Source organism: Fictibacillus iocasae, from assembly GCF_042665465.1.
GTDB lineage: Bacteria > Bacillota > Bacilli > Bacillales > Fictibacillaceae > Fictibacillus > Fictibacillus iocasae.
In genome coordinates, this window is the sequence record NZ_JBHTCP010000014.1 from 1 (window position 1) to 21,785 (window position 21,785).

The 21,785-nt window shown below is 44.8% G+C and carries 27 protein-coding genes; 18 read left to right on the forward strand and 9 right to left on the reverse strand.

Features of this window, described 5'->3' with window-relative positions; genetic code table 11:
* Nucleotides 1-139: 139 nt before the first annotated feature.
* The 4 genes from ACFQPF_RS08310 to ACFQPF_RS08325 form a co-directional block, all read right to left on the reverse strand.
* The gene (locus ACFQPF_RS08310) at nt 140-901 is read right to left on the reverse strand and encodes a hypothetical protein (protein ID WP_379748499.1); all 762 of its coding nucleotides are present in this window, start codon (nt 899-901) and stop codon (nt 140-142) included.
* Nucleotides 901-1,188, reverse strand: coding sequence for a hypothetical protein (locus tag ACFQPF_RS08315; protein ID WP_379748501.1), 288 nt, complete (start codon nt 1,186-1,188; stop codon nt 901-903). The genes ACFQPF_RS08310 and ACFQPF_RS08315 overlap by 1 nt, the downstream gene beginning before the upstream one ends.
* Before the next feature lie 154 nt (nt 1,189-1,342).
* Complete coding sequence (locus ACFQPF_RS08320; RefSeq protein ID WP_379748503.1) at nt 1,343-2,098, reverse strand: IucA/IucC family C-terminal-domain containing protein; 756 nt, start codon at nt 2,096-2,098, stop codon at nt 1,343-1,345.
* Nucleotides 2,070-2,891 carry an ABC transporter ATP-binding protein gene (locus ACFQPF_RS08325; protein ID WP_379748505.1) on the reverse strand — a complete coding sequence of 274 codons (822 nt, stop codon included), beginning with the start codon at nt 2,889-2,891 and terminating at the stop codon, nt 2,070-2,072. Before ACFQPF_RS08325 ends, ACFQPF_RS08320 begins: the two co-directional genes overlap by 29 nt.
* A 352-nt stretch (nt 2,892-3,243) precedes the next feature.
* Between ACFQPF_RS08325 and ACFQPF_RS08330 the strand changes: the two genes are divergently transcribed.
* From ACFQPF_RS08330 to ACFQPF_RS08340, 3 genes are all read left to right on the forward strand, one after another.
* A complete protein-coding gene (locus ACFQPF_RS08330; protein ID WP_379748507.1) occupies nt 3,244-3,618 on the forward strand; it encodes a cupin domain-containing protein in 375 nt (124 codons plus the stop codon).
* Between the two features lie 132 nt (nt 3,619-3,750).
* Complete coding sequence (locus tag ACFQPF_RS08335; RefSeq protein ID WP_379748509.1) at nt 3,751-4,683, forward strand: magnesium transporter CorA family protein; 933 nt, start codon at nt 3,751-3,753, stop codon at nt 4,681-4,683.
* 80 nt (nt 4,684-4,763) lie between these two features.
* Nucleotides 4,764-5,084 (forward strand): hypothetical protein, encoded by a 321-nt coding sequence (locus tag ACFQPF_RS08340; protein ID WP_379748511.1) that lies wholly within the window; start codon nt 4,764-4,766, stop codon nt 5,082-5,084.
* A gap of 29 nt (nt 5,085-5,113) precedes the next feature.
* Here the strand turns inward: ACFQPF_RS08340 and ACFQPF_RS08345 are convergent, their stop codons facing one another.
* Nucleotides 5,114-5,332 (reverse strand): hypothetical protein, encoded by a 219-nt coding sequence (locus tag ACFQPF_RS08345; RefSeq protein ID WP_379748513.1) that lies wholly within the window; start codon nt 5,330-5,332, stop codon nt 5,114-5,116.
* Nucleotides 5,333-5,478: 146 nt separating this feature from the next.
* Complete coding sequence (locus ACFQPF_RS08350) at nt 5,479-6,111, reverse strand: deoxynucleoside kinase (RefSeq protein WP_379748825.1); 633 nt, start codon at nt 6,109-6,111, stop codon at nt 5,479-5,481.
* A 504-nt stretch (nt 6,112-6,615) separates the two neighbouring features.
* On the opposite strand from ACFQPF_RS08350, the gene ACFQPF_RS08355 reads away from it, so the two are divergent.
* Nucleotides 6,616-7,854 carry an MDR family MFS transporter gene (locus tag ACFQPF_RS08355; protein WP_379748515.1) on the forward strand — a complete coding sequence of 413 codons (1,239 nt, stop codon included), beginning with the start codon at nt 6,616-6,618 and terminating at the stop codon, nt 7,852-7,854.
* Nucleotides 7,854-8,231: a VOC family protein gene (locus tag ACFQPF_RS08360; RefSeq protein WP_379748517.1), complete on the forward strand. Its 378-nt coding sequence runs from the start codon at nt 7,854-7,856 to the stop codon at nt 8,229-8,231. The genes ACFQPF_RS08355 and ACFQPF_RS08360 overlap by 1 nt, the downstream gene beginning before the upstream one ends.
* Before the next feature lie 28 nt (nt 8,232-8,259).
* Here the strand turns inward: ACFQPF_RS08360 and ACFQPF_RS08365 are convergent, their stop codons facing one another.
* Nucleotides 8,260-8,601, reverse strand: a complete 342-nt coding sequence (locus tag ACFQPF_RS08365) for a ribonuclease M5 (RefSeq protein WP_379748519.1) — start codon at nt 8,599-8,601, stop codon at nt 8,260-8,262.
* A gap of 120 nt (nt 8,602-8,721) precedes the next feature.
* On the opposite strand from ACFQPF_RS08365, the gene ACFQPF_RS08370 reads away from it, so the two are divergent.
* From ACFQPF_RS08370 to ACFQPF_RS08380, 3 genes are all read left to right on the forward strand, one after another.
* On the forward strand, nt 8,722-9,834 hold the full coding sequence (locus ACFQPF_RS08370; protein ID WP_379748521.1) for a hypothetical protein: 1,113 nt from the start codon (nt 8,722-8,724) through the stop codon (nt 9,832-9,834).
* A gap of 341 nt (nt 9,835-10,175) precedes the next feature.
* Entirely contained in the window at nt 10,176-10,574 is a 399-nt protein-coding gene (locus ACFQPF_RS08375) for a transporter (RefSeq protein ID WP_379748523.1), read from the forward strand.
* Nucleotides 10,575-10,843: 269 nt separating this feature from the next.
* On the forward strand, nt 10,844-10,972 hold the full coding sequence (locus ACFQPF_RS08380) for a hypothetical protein (protein WP_379748525.1): 129 nt from the start codon (nt 10,844-10,846) through the stop codon (nt 10,970-10,972).
* A 149-nt stretch (nt 10,973-11,121) separates the two neighbouring features.
* Here ACFQPF_RS08380 and cspD read toward each other — a convergent pair whose 3' ends face one another.
* Nucleotides 11,122-11,322, reverse strand: a complete 201-nt coding sequence (gene cspD / locus ACFQPF_RS08385; protein ID WP_094251125.1) for a cold-shock protein CspD — start codon at nt 11,320-11,322, stop codon at nt 11,122-11,124.
* Nucleotides 11,323-11,507: 185 nt separating this feature from the next.
* Complete coding sequence (locus ACFQPF_RS08390) at nt 11,508-11,789, reverse strand: late competence development ComFB family protein (protein ID WP_379748527.1); 282 nt, start codon at nt 11,787-11,789, stop codon at nt 11,508-11,510.
* Between the two features lie 179 nt (nt 11,790-11,968).
* Between ACFQPF_RS08390 and ACFQPF_RS08395 the strand changes: the two genes are divergently transcribed.
* The 10 genes from ACFQPF_RS08395 (at nt 11,969) to ACFQPF_RS08440 (ending at nt 21,743) form a co-directional block, all read left to right on the forward strand.
* Complete coding sequence (locus tag ACFQPF_RS08395; protein ID WP_379748529.1) at nt 11,969-12,619, forward strand: GntR family transcriptional regulator; 651 nt, start codon at nt 11,969-11,971, stop codon at nt 12,617-12,619.
* Between the two features lie 45 nt (nt 12,620-12,664).
* Nucleotides 12,665-13,594, forward strand: coding sequence for a 2,4-dihydroxyhept-2-ene-1,7-dioic acid aldolase (hpaI, locus tag ACFQPF_RS08400; RefSeq protein ID WP_379748531.1), 930 nt, complete (start codon nt 12,665-12,667; stop codon nt 13,592-13,594).
* Nucleotides 13,591-14,385 carry a fumarylacetoacetate hydrolase family protein gene (locus tag ACFQPF_RS08405; protein WP_379748533.1) on the forward strand — a complete coding sequence of 265 codons (795 nt, stop codon included), beginning with the start codon at nt 13,591-13,593 and terminating at the stop codon, nt 14,383-14,385. The genes hpaI and ACFQPF_RS08405 overlap by 4 nt, the downstream gene beginning before the upstream one ends.
* On the forward strand, nt 14,366-15,874 hold the full coding sequence (hpaE, locus tag ACFQPF_RS08410; RefSeq protein ID WP_379748535.1) for a 5-carboxymethyl-2-hydroxymuconate semialdehyde dehydrogenase: 1,509 nt from the start codon (nt 14,366-14,368) through the stop codon (nt 15,872-15,874). Before ACFQPF_RS08405 ends, hpaE begins: the two co-directional genes overlap by 20 nt.
* A 12-nt stretch (nt 15,875-15,886) precedes the next feature.
* Nucleotides 15,887-17,362 (forward strand): 4-hydroxyphenylacetate 3-monooxygenase, oxygenase component, encoded by a 1,476-nt coding sequence (gene hpaB / locus ACFQPF_RS08415; RefSeq protein ID WP_379748537.1) that lies wholly within the window; start codon nt 15,887-15,889, stop codon nt 17,360-17,362.
* A 12-nt stretch (nt 17,363-17,374) separates the two neighbouring features.
* On the forward strand, nt 17,375-18,358 hold the full coding sequence (hpaD, locus tag ACFQPF_RS08420) for a 3,4-dihydroxyphenylacetate 2,3-dioxygenase (RefSeq protein ID WP_379748539.1): 984 nt from the start codon (nt 17,375-17,377) through the stop codon (nt 18,356-18,358).
* 397 nt (nt 18,359-18,755) lie between these two features.
* A complete protein-coding gene (gene iadA, locus ACFQPF_RS08425; RefSeq protein ID WP_379748541.1) occupies nt 18,756-19,928 on the forward strand; it encodes a beta-aspartyl-peptidase in 1,173 nt (390 codons plus the stop codon).
* Between the two features lie 77 nt (nt 19,929-20,005).
* Nucleotides 20,006-20,461 (forward strand): pyridoxamine 5'-phosphate oxidase family protein, encoded by a 456-nt coding sequence (locus ACFQPF_RS08430; RefSeq protein ID WP_379748543.1) that lies wholly within the window; start codon nt 20,006-20,008, stop codon nt 20,459-20,461.
* Nucleotides 20,462-20,648: 187 nt separating this feature from the next.
* A complete protein-coding gene (locus ACFQPF_RS08435) occupies nt 20,649-21,026 on the forward strand; it encodes a hypothetical protein (RefSeq protein ID WP_379748545.1) in 378 nt (125 codons plus the stop codon).
* 114 nt (nt 21,027-21,140) lie between these two features.
* A complete protein-coding gene (locus ACFQPF_RS08440) occupies nt 21,141-21,743 on the forward strand; it encodes a TVP38/TMEM64 family protein (protein WP_379748547.1) in 603 nt (200 codons plus the stop codon).
* Nucleotides 21,744-21,785: the final 42 nt, after the last annotated feature.

The following is a 21,785-nucleotide window of genomic DNA, read 5'->3' on the forward strand; positions in this document are numbered from 1 at the left end:
TCGTTTGTTTTGGTCGTACTTAACAAATTCGAGTTTTTGGGGAGGTACTCCTTTTTTCGTGTTCTGAAAACCCTGGTACTCTAGGGTCGGGAATTATGAAATTCACTCAAGTAATAAAGAAAGAGGCACACCTTTTCCATTAAAGGGTTGCCTCTTTTTGATTTGTATTCAAGGGGATCCGTTGAAACAGCAGGGGGTTATAGCTTGCCGGTGTAAAGGCAGAACTAGACGATTTCCACAGATTTCCGAGTAATCGGGGCATCATCTGTTTGGAAGGCACTTCACCATAATGCAGCCAGTAAGTGTAATACAAAAGGTATAGCTTTCCGCTTACAGGGACTAAGATCGTATCGTAAAAAGATTTGTTTTCTGTGATGGAGGCAAAAGAATTAGATTCCCATCCTGGGACAAACCTCGCTCTTTTCCCATCATATGTTGTTTCAATAAAATGCAGCGCATGAGAAACTTGGGGATCATCTTCTCCGTCGCAATGTGCCAGTCTTGACTGACGGATGACCTCCCATTCTTCCAACGTATCGGCCAGTACCGTAACATGAGCGTAAGCTTTGTCGAAATAAGGCTGAGAAGGTTTGTATCCCTTTTCCTCTAAACGGTGCACTAGCTTTAACTCATTTTCTTTTTCCTCCTCATCCCAGTAGGGCGGTTTGAAAATCTGCCGCGCATACTTTACCTCCGTCAGCGACTTGCAGGCAAAAGCTGTGTAATAGTACCACTGTCCCATATCGTCCAAAAAGATAGAATCGTCTCCATCGCAATATTCAATAAAACAGTTCGACCGGTCAAACTCGTATAACGGCAGTTCTCTGGTTTCACTTCGATCGAGGTCGGATGGCTGCTGAACAGGAACGATCATATGCAAAAGAAAAGAGCTTTTTCCCATTAGGAATGCTCTCCTCTGCGCTTAAATAGCATCTTGGTGCCTTTGACAGCTTCTTTCACTTTAAGGAAACTGTTTTTTTTCTGACGGATATCCCAGCGAATGTACTCTTTTTTCTCGTTTAACAGTGTCTGCTGATTTTTTATATCATTCATTTGTGCCTGAATGCTGTCACTTGTGTGCTTCATGTGCTGCAATGTTTTCAATGATTCTTTAACAGGCTTCATGGTTCTCCACGCGATGAACCCAACAGCAGCAAGGGTCATAACAATTACGGCAGTGATAAACATGTTTCTGCACCTCCTAATGTAGTCAATATACCCTTGTCAAACAAGAAAAAAACAGAGATATGATTAAAATTTCATTTTCCATGGAACCCGCAGACTTCTGAAGGAAAATAAAAAAGCTTCCTTAACAGCAAGTCTTGCTGGTTAGAAGAAGCTTTTATTTATTGGGACATGTTTTGCAGCATGTGCCGCCCTCTGTTCTGTAATAGAGGCAGCATGTCTGCCTAATTTTATTCCCATTTAAGTCACCTGCTGTCCGCAGTCTCATGAAAGGATGTTTTCTTGTGCCAAAAAGGGATGGCGGTGAGTTCAGTGAGATAAATTGGTAATCTGATATAATTTGCTGCTTTATAGCAGCAGGGTGTTCTTCTGACAGCCATTTTTCATACAGCCATCGAATGTAGATCCAGCAGTTCTCCCAGAGCATGGCTTTTGATACCTTAGCTGTTGACGCAACGTGGTTAAGCATGACCGCGATGTTTTCCTTGAAAATCATTTCTAAAACAAAGGAACGCCAGTCTTCACGATTGCGGTCCAGTGCGATGCAGTCCGCGTTTGTCAATGTGAAGGAAGGAAGCCACATCTCTTTGGCTTCGTGGTCAACGAGCTGAACGTTAGAGATGGAGGTGTTGAATGATTTATTCAGCATCGTCATCGCATAAAGAGCGGCTGTCAAACTGCAGAATGCATAGCGCTTAAAGAATAGAGAGGCGCTGACTTTTCTGTGCTGTGAGCCAATCTTAGGTCCTATGTCGTCTAAAAAGGCAAGAAGCCGTTTGCCGTCTAACAAATCCTCCGCTGGAATAACGTGCTCTTCTGAAGAGGGGCGAAATGAAAAGCGATAATGACTGCTTATAAAATCTTGTTCATCCTTCGTCCAGCCTTTAGCCGAAGGAACGTTGAGGAATGCCATGTTGTATGAATCGCCCCTTTCCGTATGGTATACAAAGCGGTGTTCCGAATATAGGATCTCGGCTGATTTTGCAGCGCATGTGAAACACATCATTTACGAGCTCTTCGGTTACGATAATTTCGGGCGGCCCCTCATTATAAACAGAGCGGTCATTTACCGCGATGAGATGATGGGCATAACGGCACGCAAGGTTCAAATCATGCAGAACCATCACAATCGTCCGCTTCTCTTTTTGATTAAGCTCAAACAGTAGATCCAATATTTCTATTTGGTGTGATACATCAAGGTATGTAGTCGGCTCATCCAAAAGAATCGTTTCTGTTTCCTGTGCGAGCGTCATGGCGATCCATGCGCGCTGCCGCTGTCCGCCAGAAAGTGAGTCGACCGGAACATGTCGTTTATCAAGCAAATCCACAGATTCCAAGGCTCTATGCACAGCATCATCATCTTGTTCAGACCATTGCTTCAGCCAAGACAGATGAGGGAACCGGCCTTGTTTGACAAGCTGCAGGACCGTTAATCCTTCAGGGGCCGAGGGGCCTTGTGGAAGAATGGCTAATTGCCGAGCTACATTTTTAGTTGGCTGTTTTGCGATATCCTTACCGTTTAGTAGAACAGATCCTTTTTCTGGCTGAAGGAGACGAGCCATCGAGCGCAATAATGTCGATTTTCCGCAGCCATTACTGCCGATCAGAACGGTAATCTTACCTTTAGGTATTTCCAGATTCAGCTGGTCAATAATGGGCCCGTTTCCGTAGCTTAATGTCAGGCTTTTTGTTTCTAGGACCGTCATATGCTGATCTCTCCTCACGCAAGCTCGAAGCTTTATATCATCTATGGTTTATTGTTGGCATGACACTCTGATTGATATTCATTTTCAATTACCATTTTAGAAGAGAGAGAACGTATTGTCAATGAATTTGAAAATCATTATCATTTAAAATGTGTGTTGTTTTATCTTTTCAATGAGTGATGGGATTTATTTAGCTCGCCTTCTATACTAGATAGGTAACCGAAACAAATACTAAAACAATCCTTAACATTTCGTAGATAGTTAATGGCAGGCACTTGAGTGGTAACTGCGAATGTGTATAAAGAAAACACAAAAATTTCAAGAAGAAAAAAAGAGAACAAGTGGAGGAAATATGACAGTCATTAACAAAAAGAACGCTCCTCATTATCATTGGGGTGAGATATGCGAAGCATGGAAGCTTCTAAATGGTAAAAGCATGAGCATCATGCAGGAGAGAATGCCGCCCTGCTCTTCTGAAACAAGGCACTATCATGTTCATGCCTCCCAGTTTTTCTTTATGCTAGAAGGAGTGGCCGTGATGGAGGCGGATGGTGTGGATTATGTGCTGCAAAAGCATGAGGGGATTGAAATCTCATCTGGTGTGGCGCATTGTATTCGGAATATTTCTTCTGAAGATGCAGAATTCCTTGTGATCTCTCAGCCAGGCACAAAGGATGACCGGATTGTGTTAAAAAAGGTGAAAACCATCTCGGCCGTAACTCTTTAAACAATGAAATGGTTAAATGGTAAATGGGGTCCGGTACCATCTAGGCGTTATTTGCGCCATGGTCGGAAGTGTGATGAATGGTACCGGACCCTTGTTGGAAACACTATAGCCTAACAAAGGCGGTGTTGAAAATTGCTGAGAGACAATAACAGCGAGGACCAGATGAATGAGGGAAAATGGCAAGAGGGAAGCCGGAATGCAGGGGTTAAGGTTATCTTTTTCGAATCTCTTGAAGAAGCGGATGAGAGCCACATCTATGATTCGCTTCCATTGCATGAACTGGCACATGGACGAATGAAGAAGTTCTCCAAACGGCCTTCTCTCAGCGTTTACGATAATCATGTGGTTCTCTCAACGTTTCTTATAACTGAAAGCTTCAGCCTGCTAGCTGTTAATATCCTTGCATCTCCACAATGTGTTGTGTGTGTTTGTGAGCAGCCTCACGAGTTCAGGGAGAAGCTGGAAAGTGATTTCTCAATAAACCCGCACCACACGGGGAGTCCAGCTGCTGCGCTTTACCGCATACTTAACGAAGTGATCAGCTCATATCTGCATGCTATTGATCTGATTTCAGGCCAGCTGCTTAAAATTGAAAAAGAAGTTTTTATTAAACCGTTCAGCAATGACACAGGTCATCGTGTATTTCGATGGAAGGAAAAGCTGACGAATATTAGACAGATCGTGGAATCACAAGACGCCTTTTTAATGAAGCTTGCGCATAAGGATTTCATACTGGCAACCGATGACTCAAGCGTTTACTTTGAAGATTTAATGGAGACGTTTAAAAGGGTGCCTGATGCTCTTGATTCCTTTAAGGATAATCTGCAAGGTATTTTTGATTTGCAAATTTCCCTTAAGTCCGATCATATGAACAAGATTATGAAGACGCTGACTCTCGTGAGTGTCGTTTTTGTTCCGCTCACTTTTTTGGCAGGTCTTTACGGTATGAATTTTGAATACATGCCCGAGCTCCGCTGGCAGTATGGCTACTTTACTGTGCTTGGCCTGTGTGCCGTTCTCGCCGTCTCTATCCTCCTACTTTTCAAAAGAAAAGGCTGGTGGTAGACGTACATAATCTATTTTGGATTAGCCTATTCTAAGAAATGACGGGAAATGTAAATCAAAAGCTAAAGGTGGAAATGGTGATGGAAAAACAGCCATACTATGTAAATGTCGAAAGTGGAGAGATTCATTCAGATAAATCAGCAGCATCCTTTCAATTCGAAATAAGCGCGACCGCTGATGAAGTACGAAAACTGGCTAAAATGTTTGAAGAAGTGGATGTTGCTGCAACAGATACCTTCCTTCGATCCCACGTGCCTTATGTTCAGTATCACGATGATGAAGACAACGACAGGTATGACCATAAGCTCCGGGAAGTGTACCAAATGATTCATGACTTAGGGCAGCCTGTCACGCGGAGCCATATTGAAAGCATGAACATATTGGAGAACCGTGATAAGTAGCAAAAACGCCCCGTGCTTCGGGACGTTCTTCATGAAAGGATATCAGCTGCCAAGATCATGATCCAAACAATGACAGCGAAAAGTACCAGTGCTAGGAAGATGGGGTTCAGTACGACAGTATGGCGGCTGATTGCAGGGGCTATCTTGTTATCGGCAGGCTGCTTTTGTGTCTTGCCAAGCTGGTAAGTCCATATGAGTCCAACAGCTAAAATGATGGCTGCGAGGCCTAAGAGAATTAATGTAAGCATCTTACCACTCCTTAAACATCATTAGGGATTTATCCGCCAAAGCGGGCTGACATACTTAGTGTTCAGCGATTTCAACAAGAATATGCAGATCACACGCAGATCGTAAAAAAAAGAAAAAGAGCATATACGCTCTTTTTCTTCATTCATTAAACGGCTGTCATTTGCAGCTCGCGAAGCTTGTTTTGTACAAGTGTAAGAACAGCTGTTCGATCGTTTGCGTTATAAATGTCGTATTTGTTGCTTTCTAAAACGAGGACCGGCGTTTTATCATAGTCGCGGATCCATTCTTTGTACTTGTTGTGAAGCGTCTCGTAGTAGTTGAGCAGTTCTGGATGATTTTCAATTTGCTCGTATGAGCGGCCGCGCTGCTGGATGCGGCTAAGAACGGTGTCAAGATCGCTATCCAGATAAATGAGAAGGTCTGGGCGCTGTTTTGGCATTTTATCAATCTCATTCATCATCGTCTCTAGCAAATCAGCGTACGTTTCAAACTCTAAAGAAGTCATATTCTCAGCTTCATGGTTGAGCTTTGCAAAGATCAAATCCTCGTAAAGACTTCGGTCGAGCACATTGTCGTGATTTTGCCTTGCTTTTCGAATCGTTTTAAAGCGGGTGTTCAAGAAATAAATCTGAAGAGGGAACGCCCACCTTTTTGGATTTTCATAATAATCGGGTAAAATCGGGTTATCGACGACGCTTTCGTAAAACACTTCGCTGTCGAGCGCTTCGCTTATGATTTCGGCGTAAGTCGTCTTTCCCGTGCCGATCATGCCTGCCATTACTATCACGTAAATGTGCCTCCTGTGTATCTGTCAATATGGTGTATGTAAATATTCCGATTGCTACATATGGTATGCTTTAAGTTTCAGCACTTCTACAAATATACCATAACTAGTAAGATTCGTGGAAGGGCTGGATATAAAACTCATAAACTTCAGGCAAAAAGAAGAAAAGGCTGTGCCGGCGGGCACAGCCTTTTATCATCATTTACAATGAAAAAGGGGGTTGTTGATAGGGATGTCTATACTATATCAACAGCGATTCCTTTAGATTGGAATATGTGATTTTTTTGATACATTTATGACAAACACGTCATTTTGTGTTAAGGCTGCAAAACAAAAAGCCTCCGCTAATAAGGGAGGCTTTTTGCCAGGGGTAAGGGTACATTTAATTAGACGAGCCTTCTGGCACGAAAGTTTCAAGAAAAGAAGAATTTTTCAAAAAACGTATCTCGTTTATGATAAAGTAATGAGTTAGAAAGAAAGAATGGGGGCTTAAAGGGCATGCGGAACATGAGGGACTCGTTAAATCGCATTCATCCCATTGTTACGACAATCGTAGCCGGAACGTTGTTTACGAGGGCTGCTTTTTTTATGACAATGCCATTTTTGGCGATTTACTTATACGAAGTTATGGGAATAGCTCCAGGTATGATCGGACTTGTCATTGGGTTCAGTGCGTTGACAGGAACGTTCGGAGGCTTTTTTGGAGGATATCTGTCTGACAAGATCGGACGTTTTCCTGTGATGATCGGGGCGGTTCTTGTTTGGAGTGCTGTGTTCGCTGGCTTTGCTTTTGCGCAGGAATTATGGCATTTTTTCGTGCTCAACGCCTTGAATGGTTTGTGCCGTTCGTGGTTCGAGCCAATATCTCGAGCCCTCCTGGCAGATGTGACGACGAAGGAAAACAGGCAGTCTGTCTTTAGTGCTCGATATTTTGCCATCAATGTTGGTGCTGCTATAGGACCGGTTATCGGCACTTCCCTTGGAACGTCTTCATCGACGTCAGGCTTCCTTATTACATCGGCATTTTACGCGGCTTACGCATGTGCGGTGGTCCTTCTTATGCAAAGGTACAAGGAAGCAGGCCAGTCGCAGGCTGAACAGAAGTACTCTATACAAGACGCCTTCACTGTGCTGGCCGCAGACCGTGTTCTGCTTTTCTTTTTGCTAGGCAACATTGTGGTGATGATGGGGCAGGCACAAATGGATTCGACGCTGGCACAATACCTTGGCAGTGCACCAGCATTTAAGGACGGGGTGAAATTATTTTCATATCTTATCCTGGTGAATGCCATTACGGTACTGATTCTGCAATATCCTGTCACAAACTACATAAGGCGGTTTGATACGATGTATGCCTTAAGGATTGGAAGCTTTGCTTTCAGTCTGGCTTTGCTCGGGTTTGGCTTGTCCACGAAATGGTATGTTCTTGTGGCGAGTATGGTAGTTCTGACCGTAGGTGAGATCATCGTGTTTGTGATGAGTGACGTGCTCATCGACGATCTGGCCCCTGATCATATGAGGGGGACGTATTTCGGTGCCATGTCACTAAGATCGATTGGTTTCAGTGCTGGCCCGTGGATTGGCGGCTTGCTTCTGGAAGCCTATGGATTTACAAACGGACTTTATATATTTGGAACGCTGGCGCTTCTCTCTTTATCAGGGCTTCCTATGTTCCAAATCGGACAGCGTGTGATGAAACAAAATAAACAAATAGAAACTCAGCGAGGTGTAATGTGATGATTAAAGGAATAGAACATACAGGAATTATGGTCAGTGACTTGGAAAGCTCTCTTGAATTTTATTGTGGCATATTGGGGCTTGAGCTTATAGACCGTTATATGCATCCAAGTGCAGGGGTGGAACTCGCCTTTTTAGGCCTTGAAGGAAAGGTGCTCGTGGAATTAATCGGAGGGTATCCGCCAGAAGTGTATACAGAAGGGAAAGTTCACCATGTAGCGTTTTTGGTTGATCATATTGGTGAAAAGCTCGACACATTGCGGACGAAAGGTGTCAAACTAAAGGATGAGCAGCCAATCGAGCTGCCGACAGGATATTATTTCTTTTTCTATGGACCAGATGGAGAATATCTGGAGTTTTTCGAAAGAAAGCAATAAGGTACAGAATAAGGGAAACACTGCGGGCTTACATCGCGCCGGGCAGTGTTTCCCTTAAATATTGATCCGAGCAGTATTCCACGCCATAGCGGCATCTTGATTCTCGCGCATTTTTAGCCCGGGTCGGATCAATTTTGATTCTTGTGATGCAGGGGTACGTATCCATGATTTTCTTAGCGATTTTATCACCGGCTTCGTCAGGGTCGGTAAGAACAAACACTTCTTGGCAAATAAGAATGGCCTCTTCGATCGCACGGCGTTCTTTTTGGCGGAACGATACACCGTTTAGGATAACAAAGTGAGCATCAGGCACAACGTTCATGACTTTCTCGCAGTCACTCTTTCCTTCTACAATATATCCTTTCATCATTCCCTCCTCTAAAAAAGGATTCTTTAACACTGTATGGAAAAGGGAAGGAAAATAGTACAGGTTGTCAGCTGATAGGCGTATAGTAAGGTAACGGGTCTGGAAGGGGAGGAGGTCAAAGCTGTGGATTTTTTCATTCAGACGGTAAAAGCAATTGTTGTTCTGCTCCTGGCCATTCTTCTTATTTTTCTTTCTTTTTTGTTGCTTGACGGTAAACAGGGGCTCTTTGCAGCAGCACTCTTGCTGACGGCTATGTTTGGACTGCTGATATTCTTCATTCAGGTGTTCATAATTGATTCGAGCATAAGAAAGGATCCTTTACGCCTTCTATCGTGTATTTGCTGTTTACTTATTTCTGGAGCCGTGGTAACAGCTGTTGCTGTTACCAATGAATCGCTGTATACGGTGCTTCCTCATTCCAATCTGAAGCCTGTGGATAAGATCTATTTTTATAAAGAGGCGCTATTGTATAGAAGCGAAAGGAAACAGACGAGGTTAAAGTATCTTCAATCATTGAAAAGCTATAGAAGAGACGGCTTCACCCTTTATTACTCAGAAAAAGACGAGTCGCTCGCTAAGAAAATGGTTCATCACAGCCCTAAGGTGAAGAAAATAATGAATGCACTGACAGGAGGGTTTCTGCTAAAGCCCGTGAATGTCATCCTTTACAGCAACCCATTCATCTTCCAGGACCATGTACCGAAACACCGGTTCGATAGGCTGAAAGGCATGTACGTGCCCAGCGAAAATACGATTCATTTGTTTATTGGAGATCATGACCGGACGAACGAAGAGGCTCTCCTAAAAAGGTTTGCCCATGAATATGGCCATCATTTCATTGTTTCATTCCTTGAGTCTCACGGCTTAAATAACCGTCACCTTCCGAGATGGTTTGAAGAAGGAACAGCTGAATATGCTGCGGAAAAAAGTATTCGGCTGCGAACGCCATTTCGCCCACTAAACATTATTCCGTTCAAGCGGCTTCATACAAAGCAGCAATGGGAGGAGGCAAACCGAAAAAGCTCACCTCATCATCCATACAAGCAAAGCTTTCACGCTGTTGACGAGCTGATCCGGATAGCCGGACCTTCGGAAGTAGGCAAGTTAATGTTATTGAGTTCGGACGGTAACTTTTATGGATGGCTGGAGAAGATATCAGCCATGTCATTGGAGGAGTTTCAAGTCTCGTTCCTTGCGGAGGAAATGGAGATATATAAGGACCTAAGGAGAAATTAGTAAAAGCTGTCCAGAGGGGCTAGGCCCTCTGGAACAGCTTTATTTCACTTGGAAAATAAGGCAGCGTCAGCTTCTTTATCTTTTTCTTAGCTTTCTCAAAACGATAGGCAGAAGCCGCTTTTTCCCTTGCTGGACAGTGTAGGCTATCAGCATGCCTTTTAGGCCTTTTGATATTCGGCTCATTCATCCTCACACTCACTTTCACAGTCGGTTTCTTAGAATGTACCCTTAAACCGGGCGTCTCAACCGCTTTTTTCTGCAAAACTCCATACTTGTCTATACCAAACATAAGGCAGTGAATACGATGGAAAGGAACACAATTTTGATTGGAGATGACTCTATTGTCGCAAGATCGTATGTTTCCTTACTATCCGGGCTTTGGCGGAGGAGGACAAGGCGGGCAAGGAAGCCAGTTTCCATCGCCGCCATCTGGACCGCCAGGAGGCGGCGGAGGCGGAGGAATGGCACCATCAGGACCGCCGCCTTCATTTGTACCGCAGCAATCACAAGCCTTTTCGATGGGAAGCGGTGGAGGACCTGGTGTTTACGCGGTAGATCCAGGTGCTGTCCGTCCTTGCTTGTATCAGTTCGTTTATATCTGGCTTGATAATGGCCGCAGTTTTTGGGCGTGGCTGACCTTTGTCGGACGCCGCTCTGTAGCAGGCTTCCGCTGGACAGGGAGACGCTGGGTTTATTTTGGAGTAGATACAAACAGCATCAATTCATTTGTTTGTTATTAATACGCAGGAAAACCGTTCGTAATCCGGACGGTTTTTTATTTGTGTGCCAGGCATGGCACCTATCTAGGTTTTTGGGGTCCGGTACTCATCCCCTTTATTTGGCTTCATGCAGCTCAATAAGTCGGTATAGTACCGGACCCCAAAGGCTTTAAGGCTATCAGGCTATCAAATAGCAAAAATGATTTTTTTGGTCAGATGACATTTTTATGGTATTCAGCATATAATGTTTTCAAAAGGAAAAAAGTTTCCTTGAGGAAAGAAGGGCTTTTATGTGGCATAAAGAAAGTTCTTTGCTGAAGCTGGAGCATTACACACAATTGTTGTATAAGCTGAAGATTTTTTCAGAAGATGATAAGAATGAAATCATTTCAAAGATCAAGGCGTACCAAAAGGATTAGACACATAAGGAAACATGGCTGCTTAGAAGGATTTAACCCATTTATTCCTGAAATTTATGACAACGTTTACTTACTTCACAGATTAAAAGCTGAACATTTTTATAGCATTAAAAAAACCCGCCAGAAACCTGGCGGGTTTATATGTGTGATTACTTCTTAACTACGTTAGCTGCTTGTGGTCCACGAGCGCCTTCAACGATTTCGAATTCAACTTCTTGACCTTCTTCTAAAGACTTGAAGCCTTCAGATTGGATAGCTGAGAAGTGTACGAATACATCGTCTCCACCTTCAACTTCGATGAAACCGAAACCTTTTTCTGCGTTAAACCATTTTACCTTACCAGTTTGCATGTAAATGCCTCCTAAAACTTTGCACCAGTCGTGCGATATTACCATAAAACTCGTCAATCTTTTCAAAAGCGTAAACAAAGTCTAAATGGTTGAAATTACTATAACATAGGACATAATCGGAATCAAGTCTGCACAGTGCGATATGCTTCTCGCTGCGTAAAAAAAACCATCCAAAAGCCATGAGCTTATGAGGATGGTTTTATTTCGTGGGAAGGCCTGACAGCGACAACTCCGGTGGCTTTCACGATCTGATTTAGAATATTCACTCTCGATTGATCATCAAAATTTTCCGCTTTTACATACGCAAATCCATTTTCATTGGATATGTATCGAGGAGGGAGATTGTTTAACGTGATGGCATATACATCGGTTTTGCAAATCTCACATTTGCAAGGAAGCTGAAGCTGGCTCCAATAGTTGTTTAGTGCTTCTTCCACCAGTATTTCCATGGCATTTTTTACGTTCATGGTGAGTATTAGCCCCTTTAACCTAAAAATCTCATAATAACTTAAGGATAGCTTATTATTACTACATAAGTAAACTTAAAGTGCTAGATATAGATCATATTGCCTATTTTTTTAGATTATATATGATTTTTCAGAATTTTCTCTTGAAATCATATATGATTTGTATTTATCATAATAGTATGAAAACAAGCAAACAAAGCAAACAGCAGTACGCTTATCAGGTAATCAGGAGCCGGATCATTGACAGCCGCTATGAACCTGGCCACCGCATCATTATTGACCAGCTCGCAAGGGAATTAAATACAAGCCCCATACCGGTGAGGGAGGCGATCAGACAGCTGGAAGCAGATGGACTGATCACATTTAGACCTTACAGTGGAGCGGTGGTCACTCCATTTAATGAGAAAGCGTACAGAGAAACATTATCCGTTCTTGCCGTACTCGAGGGAATGGCCGCATCATTAGCCTCACAGAACATCACAGCGGAAACACTGGCTGAACTCACGCTGCTTAATTCTCGAATGTCAGATGCCTTATATGAATTGGATTTCCCTTTATTCTCCAGCTATAACCGTCAATTTCACAAGCTGACATACGAAAACTGCGGCAATGACTATTTGCTTCAGAGTATCGTGGAGACGTGGGAGAGATTGGACACTGTGAAGCAGAGAGGGATCATGATGAAACCGAGCCGCATGAAAAAGTCCATCGAGGAACATGATATGCTGATCCAGCTCTTAAGTGAAAAGGCGCCAAAACAAATCATCGAAGAATTTGCCCGAAAACACAAACTGAACACACTGCAGGCGTTTCTTGAAAAAAATCAATAAGTCAGCCTGCAGTTTTTTTATTCCAAAAAAAGGGAGAGAGTGCGGTTGAAAACGATTGAAGAAGTAAAAAGAGAGCTGCGAGGTTCCATCGCTCCGATCATCACACCATTTCAAGAAGATGAATCGGTTGATTACGAAACCTTATCGTCATTGATTAACTGGCATATCGAAAGCGGGAGCCATGGCATCTCCGTCACCGGTACGACTGGAGAACCAAGCTCACTCACACTCAGTGAACGGGAAAGAGTGATGGAGACAGCGATTCAGTCAGCTAAAGGCCGTGTGCCTGTAGTACCCGGAACAGGATCCACCAATCATCAAGAAACCCTTCACCTGACCAAACTCGCGCAGGAAATGGGAGCCGATGCCGCGATGGTCATCGTACCCTACTACAACAAGCCCTCACAGCATGCGCTATACAAGCATTTTAAAACGATTGCTGACAGCGTAGACATTCCTCTTATAGTCTATAACATACCAGGCCGGACAGCCGTTAACCTGGAAGTTTCCACACTCGCACGACTTAACGAAGACTGCCGAAATATCATCGGAGTAAAAGAATCGAACAAGGATTTTGAACATATAAACCGAGTGCTGCTGCACTGCGGACGCGATTTCCTATTGTATTCAGGAATTGAGCTCCTTTGCTATCCGATGCTAGCTATCGGAGGGGCAGGCTATATCAGCGCGACAGCGAACATTATGCCAGGCAAAGTGGCGGAAGTGTATAACGCATGGGAAGCAGGACGAGTCGATGATGCGCTAAAGCTGCATTATGATTTAATGCCGCTCAACGACGTATTGTTCAAAGATACGAATCCAGCCCCGCTGAAGGCAGCGCTGGGCATGATGGGCAAAATTACACCAAAGCTCAGACTGCCGATGGATCTGCCGTCAGATGCCCTTCAGCAAGAAATACGCTCAGTGTTAGCCAGCTACGATTTAGTAAAACAAAAGGAGAGTGAAGTAAAGTGAAAAAAGCACGGGTGATATTTGAAGGACGTGAACAGAACGGTATTGTGGAGGATGAAAGGATCACTTTCTCATCTGGTAAAAGTGTGAAAATAAGCGAGATTAAAACTTGGCTTACTCCGTTTCAGCCGAACAAGATGATCGGCCTCGCGCTAAACTATGCCGATCATGCAGATGAGCTAGGCTTGGAGAAACCGGCTGAGCCAGTATTGTTTATTAAGCCGAATTCTTCCCTTGTCGGCCACAAAGCACCTGTTTTTTATCCAGACGGAGCAACCTATATGCATTATGAAAACGAGCTGGCTGTTGTGATTGGAAAAGAAGGCAAAAAGATCAAGGCTGAAAATGCGATGGAATATGTAAGCGGTTACACGATAGCGAATGATGTTACCGTCCGTGATTTTGTTAACAACTTCTACCGTCCGCCCGTCCGCGCAAAAGGCCATGATACGTTCGGTCCGCTCGGTCCATTCTTCATAGACGCCTCTGACATCCCGGATGTAAACAATCTGGAGCTGCGTACGTATGTGAATGGTGAGCTTCGTCAGCAGGGGAACACGAAGGATTTAATGTACAGCATTGGTGAGATTATCGAGTTTGTTTCTTCATTCATGACGCTTGAGCCGAATGATGTCATTCTGACAGGCACGCCAAAAGGCATCTCGCACATATACCCTGGCGATACAGTCCGTCTTGAAATTGATTATATAGGGGCACTTGAAAACAAGATTGTCGATGGCCGCACACAGCCTGTCAGCACTGGGGGAAAAGAGAATGAAGCCAGCCTTTCCTGAACAAATCGCTTTATATATTAATGGAGAATTCGTATCGTCAGCAAATGGTGAGTCCTTTACGAACATCAACCCTTTTACAAATGAGACGATAAACACCGTTTCTGAAGGAACACAAGAAGATATCAGCCGTGCAGTAGCAGCAGCTAAGCAAGCTTTCAAAATATGGGGCAAAATGAAAGTCGAACAGAGAATGAAACACCTCTATAAAATTGCTGAGCTGATTGACCGTGACATCAAGGAAATTGCACTCCTCGAATCACTGGATACAGGGCTCCCAATCGCTCAGACAAAAAAGATGGTCGGGCGCGCTGCGGATAACTTCCGTTTTTATGCCGAGATGGTGAAGAACCGCATGGTGGGAGAAGCATATTGTGTCGACGACGAGTTCATGAACTATACGGTGCATAAGCCTGTTGGTGTCGCTGGGCTGATCACACCATGGAATGCGCCGTTCATGCTCGAAACATGGAAGGTGGCACCGGCGCTCGCGACCGGAAACACCGTTGTACTTAAGCCAGCCGAATGGTCGCCTCTTACGGCTAACAAACTAGCAGAGATCGTCCATGAAGCAGGACTTCCGGAAGGTGTGTTCAATGTTGTTCATGGATTTGGAGAGACCGCCGGAGCAGCCCTTGTTGCACACCCTGATGTTCAGCTCATCTCTTTTACCGGAGAAACGAAAACGGGCTCTGAAATTATGAAGAACGGCGCAGACGCGTTAAAGCGATTTTCAATGGAGCTTGGAGGAAAATCACCGATCATCGTATTTGAAGACTGTGATATAGAGAGGGCGCTTGATGCATGTGTCTGGGGGATCTTCTCGTTTAACGGCGAGCGCTGCACGGCGAATTCACGCTTATTCGTACAAAATTCCATACAAGATGAGTTTGTTGCGAGATTAAAAGAGCGAGTGGACAACATCATCGTCGGAGATCCAGCGCATGAGGATACAGAAGTTGGACCGCTCATTCATACAGAACACTATGAAAATGTGAAACGGTATTTGGAAATCGCAAAACGAGAGGGGGCGGAAATATATGGTGCTGATGTTCCTGCCAATCTTTCAAAAGGAAACTTCGTGCCGCCAACATTGCTGCTCGGTGTAACGAATGACATGACCGTTGCTCAGGAAGAAATCTTTGGACCTGTCTTGTCTGTCATCTCGTTTTCTTCTGAGGAAGAAGTCATTGAAATGGCTAATGATGTGAAATATGGCCTCGCCGGATATGTTTGGACGAATGACATGAAAAAAGGGCACCGTGTAGCCGGAGCAGTTGAAGCAGGCATGCTGTGGGTGAACTCTCAGAACGTGCGGGATTTGCGCATCCCGTTCGGCGGCAGCAAATCTTCTGGCATCGGACGCGAAGGCGGTCACTATGCTTTTGAATTTTACACCGAATTGAAAGTGATCCATGTGGCGCTCGGTGATCATCATATCCAGCAGTTCGGAAAGAAAAGGAAAACGGCGGAAGCGGAAGCGAAAAACTAAGGAGGGATTATTTTGCCTGCACGCACTGGGGAACAGTATGTACAAGGATTGAAATCGGCGAAAAACAACGTTTGGATTCACGGCGAGAAAGTGGAGGATGTCCCGAGCCACCCTGCTTTTAAAAATGTGGTCTCATCCATCGCCGGCCTGTATGACCTTCAGCATGAAAAGGCAGACAAGATGCTCTATACCTCTGAAAAAACAGGAGATAAAGTCGGTCTTTCCTTTATCGCTCCGAAAACCGTGGATGATCTGGTGCGCCGCCGTGAGATGATTTCAGAATGGGCCCGATTCACAGGGGGAATGATGGGCCGTACCCCGGACTATTTGAACACAAGCGTGATGGCTTTTGGTACAGCCGGAAGCTTTTTCGCGCAAAGTGATCCGATGTTCGCCGAAAACGCTCGCAATTACTATGATTACTGCCGCGAGAACGATGTGAGTCTCACGCACACCCTTATTCATCCACAGACGAACCGCGCGAAAAAGCAGTCTGAACAGAACGATCCCTACCTTAGTGCGCGAATCGTGGAAAAAAATAAGGACGGCATCATTGTGAAGGGGGCCCGTCTTCTTGCGACGCTTGGCGGCGTGACAGATGAAATCGTCGTCTTTCCGTCCACGCTTAACAAGGCGGCATCAGAGGATGATCCGTACGCCATGGCGTTCGCGTTGCCCAACAACACAGAAGGATTAAAGTTCCTTTGCCGGGAATCGTTCGACCAAGGTAAAAGCGAGTATGACCACCCGCTCAGTTCGCGGTTTGAAGAAAGCGATGCCATTGTGGTGTTTGACAATGTCCTCGTGCCTTGGGACCGCGTATTTGTCGGCGGCAGTTCAGACATCTGCAACCGGACGTATGTGGAAACAAACGCGATCGTGCATATGGCGCACCAGGTTATTGCCAAGAACACAGTCAAGACAGAATTTGTGCTTGGTGTCATCTTGAGCATGATGGATGCAATCGGAATCGACGTGTTCCCGCATGTGAAGGAGAAGGCATCTGAAGTGATGCTGATCTTGGAAACGATGCGTTCACACTTGTTCCGCGCCGAACAGAACGCAAGTGTTGATAAGTATGGTAACATGACCCCAGACTTTGTCCCGTTGAACGCGGCCCGCAACTGGTATCCGAAAATGTATCAGCGTATGGTTGAAATTGTTCGGATTCTCGGTGCGTCAGGCTTGATGGGAATTCCAACAGAAGCTGACTTTAACGCAGACGACATCGGTCCTCTCGTTCACCGTTATACTCAAGGAGCTAAAATAGACGGCTATGAGCGTGTACAGCTGTTCCGATTGGCTTGGGACATCTCTCTCAGCTCGTTCGGAGGAAGGCAGGCGCTGTATGAGTATTACTTCTTCGGAGACCCGGCGCGCATGTCCAATATCTATTTTGATTCGTTCAACAAAGATCCGTACAAAGAGATGGTACAAACATTTTTAAATCGGGTGAAAACCACAAACCCTAATCTTTCAGGAGTGTAAGGAGGAATCAGGATGGATTTCAATATTATCCGCGTGGCGCGTGTCACGATGAATGTAACTGACTTGCATGCCGCGAAAGATTTTTATGTGAACGCGCTAGGATTCATTGAGACAGAGAGCACCAGCGAGTATATGGCACTTCGAGGACTAGAGGAGCATGTGCATCACAGCCTGCTGTTAAGAAAAGCGGAAAAGCCAGGCGTGCACGCGCTCGGCTATAAGGTGTGGGATGAGAGTGAATTAGAAAAGCTTGAGCATTTTTTTCAAATCAAAGGTGCCCGCACACTTTGGCTTGAAAAAGGCACGCAGCCTGGAGTTGGGCGCGCACTGCGAGCGGTAGATGTTTCCGGGATACCGGTTGAGTTCTTTGCTGAAATGGACAGTGCAGAACGCTGCCTGCAAAAGTATGACCTATACCGAGGCGCACGGGTCCAGCGAATCGACCATGTGAATTGCATGGTGCCTGATGTGGAAGGCGCGGTTACATTTTATACCGAACAACTTGGTTTCAGGGTATCCGAATATACAGCGACAGAGGAAGACCGAACGTGGGCTGCATGGCTGCACCGCAAGCCGACTGTACATGACGTGGCATTCATGAACGGTGAAGGCCCGAGGCTGCACCATGTCGGATTCTGGCTGTCTGATCCGATGAGCCTTATCCATTGCTGTGACGTAATGGCGAGCATGGGATATGCGGATCATATCGAGCGGGGACCAGGACGCCACGGTTTATCGAACGCCTTTTTCCTTTACGTCCGTGATCCAGACGGGAACCGTATTGAGCTCTACAACGGAGACTACTTAACGAGCGATCCTGATTTTAAACCCGTCAAGTGGAGCATTAACGACCCGAGGCGCCAGACCTTTTGGGGCCACAAAGCGCCAGAAAGCTGGTTTAACGAAGCGGCAGCTTTCCTTGATATTGAAACAGGGATTGAAGTCGCACTGAAACAGCCGCTGCTCGCGCAAAGAAAGCCTGATTTTGTTACATGAATAGCAAAGAGCTCTGCAGATGCAGAGCTCTTTTGCTTTAAACAACGAGATTGATAGGGATTATAGGCAGAGTATGGCGAACATGTTCAATGAAGCTAACCTGAGGTCCGGTACCGAGATGATGACCTTCGTTATAATCGAGACCTTTATCGGTACCGGACCCCACTGAGGGCGACTGTGGGTCGCGGGGAAGCAAGAGATGGATTTGGTTTTATAGATAGGTTTTGGCTAATCTCGTTTTTTTTGTTGGTTTTGGTTCTTGGACGGAGTATGGCGAACAAGTTCAATGAGGCTAATCTGAGGTCCGGTACCTAGATGATGACCTTCGGTATAATGTTGAATCTTGCGACCACTCTATTTTTTCCATTACAATACAGAAAGAATAGGAGTGATTGTTTTGCTGACGTTGATTAAAAATGGAGAGGTTTATGCTCCTGAATATTTAGGTGTGAAGGATGTTCTTTTAATAGGAGATAAAATTGGTTCGATTCGAGAAAATATTCCAGTGCCAGAAGGGTTTGCTGAAATCAAGGTGCTGGATGCTTCGGGAATGCTTGTTGTGCCGGGGTTCATCGATGCTCATGTTCATATTACAGGAGGCGGGGGTGAAGGCGGGTTTAAGACACGTACGCCGGAACTGTATTTAACGGAAGCGACATTAGCGGGGGTCACTACACTGGTTGGTGTCATCGGAACAGATGGGACGGCGCGCACGATGACTAACCTTGTTGCTAAGGCAAAGGCGCTTAAGGAAGAGGGCATTTCGGTTTACTGCCATACAGGAAATTACCATGTGCCGGTCAAAACACTGACAGGAAGCGTGGAGAACGACATTATGATGATAGAGGAGATTATAGGTGTCGGAGAGATCGCTATAGCGGATCATCGGTCTTCTCAGCCGACGGCTCATGAGCTAGCGAGGCTTGCAGCGAGTGCCCGTGTGGCAGGGATGCTTGCTGGTAAAGGCGGTATTGTCAACATCCATCTCGGAGACAGCCAATCGATGCTTTCTTTAATAGAAGAAGTAGCAGAGACAACTGATCTTCCGCTGAGGCAATTTTATCCGACGCACATTAACCGTAACAGCTATGTATTTGAAGCTGGCATTGAATTTGCCAAGAGGGGTGGGTTTGTTGATTTTACAACGAGCACGACCGATCTGTTTTTAGAGGCAGGCGAGGTGAAATGCAGCAAGGGGCTGCGGCGTATGCTTGATGCTGGTGTGCCAGTTGAAAATATTACGTTTACCTCTGATGCGCAGGGAAGTTTGCCTGCTTTTGATCAAAACGGTGAATTTATCGGCTTGAAAATAGGGAAGGTTGCAACGCTTTTTAAAGAAGTGAAGGATGCTGTCCTGAATGAAGGCGTCAGTATACCAGATGCTCTTTCGGTAATCACCAAAAATCCGGCGCGTATTTTAAAACTGAAGCAAAAAGGAATGATATCGGTTGGAAAAGATGCGGATATCGTCATGTTAAAAAAAGAGACATTGGATATCCATTCTGTTATCGCACTCGGACAGCTGATGGTGCATGAAAGCAATCCAATTGTAAAAGGAACGTTTGAATAAGTGGTGCGAAAAAAAGGGTTATGCTCATTTTAATAGAAAAGATAAACAGGTTACTAAACAAAAAGGAGAGCATATGAATGGCCAAACAAGAAGTCCCCTCAACGTTAAAGCCTGAATTATACGAATATCTGCAAGGCGAGCAGCTGGTTCTTCTCGGTACGGTAGATGCAGAAAGCAAAGCGCCGAGCGTGAACGCTATTTCGTGGGTGAAAAGCTACAATGAAAGCAAGATTCGGTTTACGGTAACAAACAATTCAAGAATTGTGACAAACATCGAGGCGAATCAGGAAGTTGTTTTTACGGTCGTCGGACTAGGGACAGTCTATTCGATTAATGGAAAAGCCTCCATACTAGAACATGCCATGGAGGGTGTTCCTCTTAAACTTGCAAAAATTGAAGTGGATATCCATTCTGTGTTTGAGAGCATGTTTTGGGGTGCGAAAATTGTTCAGGAGCCGGCATTTGAAAAAACCTACAATGAAAAAAAAGCAAAAGAGCTTGATGTACAAGTGTACGCTGCGCTCATGAAGTAACAGGATCAAGACTGCTTAAAACGGCGGTCTTTTTTCATACTTAAAGATGGATAACTTTTTACCAGCGAAGGAATTCCGCGCAGTTAAAAAGTTTGGATAAAGTATAAGGGCAATTAAGGCTATCTTGAAGGAAGGCAAGGCGTCAGCCGAGTTTTCTATATATAATTGTAAGGAGGGGGAAGGGATAATGAGAGGACATGTCATGTCAGCTGGTGCTGTGTCCATCATCACCGGCATCTCGTTTGCAGCAAGAATGTACGGTCCGCAGGAAGATGGACTGCAAGGATGGGGATATGCAGCCATTTTCTGGGGCTCCGTACTTTTGTATACCGCGCTTCAGTCATTTAACATGCTACTGTTAAAGCTGGTTTCAGGGTTTGGTGTTTTTCTTCACGGTCCACCTTTTATTCTTTGGATACTTTTTCATGGCAGCACGCTTACGGATAGGCCTTCAGGCTTTCAGGCACACTGGGCTTTTTCTTTGCCTTATTTGTATATAATAGGGGTATGTTTATACGTAATCGCCGCACGAGTAAAGACTTTTGAAAAGTATAATAACAGCTGAACCTGTCAGCCTTTCATTATGATAAAATAGAAAACAATGAAATTTTAGACAGCGATTAATGATGGGTGTTGCTGGCTATCATGAACAGTAAGGACGTTAGAGGGAGATCCGGCAATGGAGTGGAAAAATTATAAGCACTATTTAACAGAAGAGAATATTTTAAAGCTATTGGATGATTATAAAGATCTTGGCTTTTTACCCGGTATCCTGCTGCCTATGCTGGAGTCGTTCATACCCGTGCTGCCACTGTTCGTTTTTGTAGCAGGAAATGCTGCGGCTTACGGCTTCTGGCTTGGATTCATCTATTCATGGATTGGTGTGTGTGCGGGTTCAGCCATCGTGTTTTCTGTTGTGAGGAAGTTTGGACAAAAACGTTTTCTTGTCTTCATAACCCGGCATGACAAAATCCGAAAGACGCTTCAATGGGTAGAAAAACACGGATTCGGCATGCTGTTTCTGCTATATTGCTTTCCGTTCACTCCGTCTGCTCTTATTAACGTCGTCGCGGGAGTGTCTCAAATCAGTCAAAAAACGTACTTTCTCGCTTTATTTTTAGGGAAGCTAGTCATGATCGCCATTGTTTCATTTATTGGATACGACTTTATGGATGTGATTAAAAGCCCGTTAAAGATGGGGCTTATCATGTTTGGCGTATTCGTTCTCTGGCTTGGCGGAAAAGTCGTCGAGTCACGGATGAAGCAGAGTCATCAAGCGTAGCGGAGAGCCGCTGCGTTTTTTTTTTGACTATAGCGTCTTTCT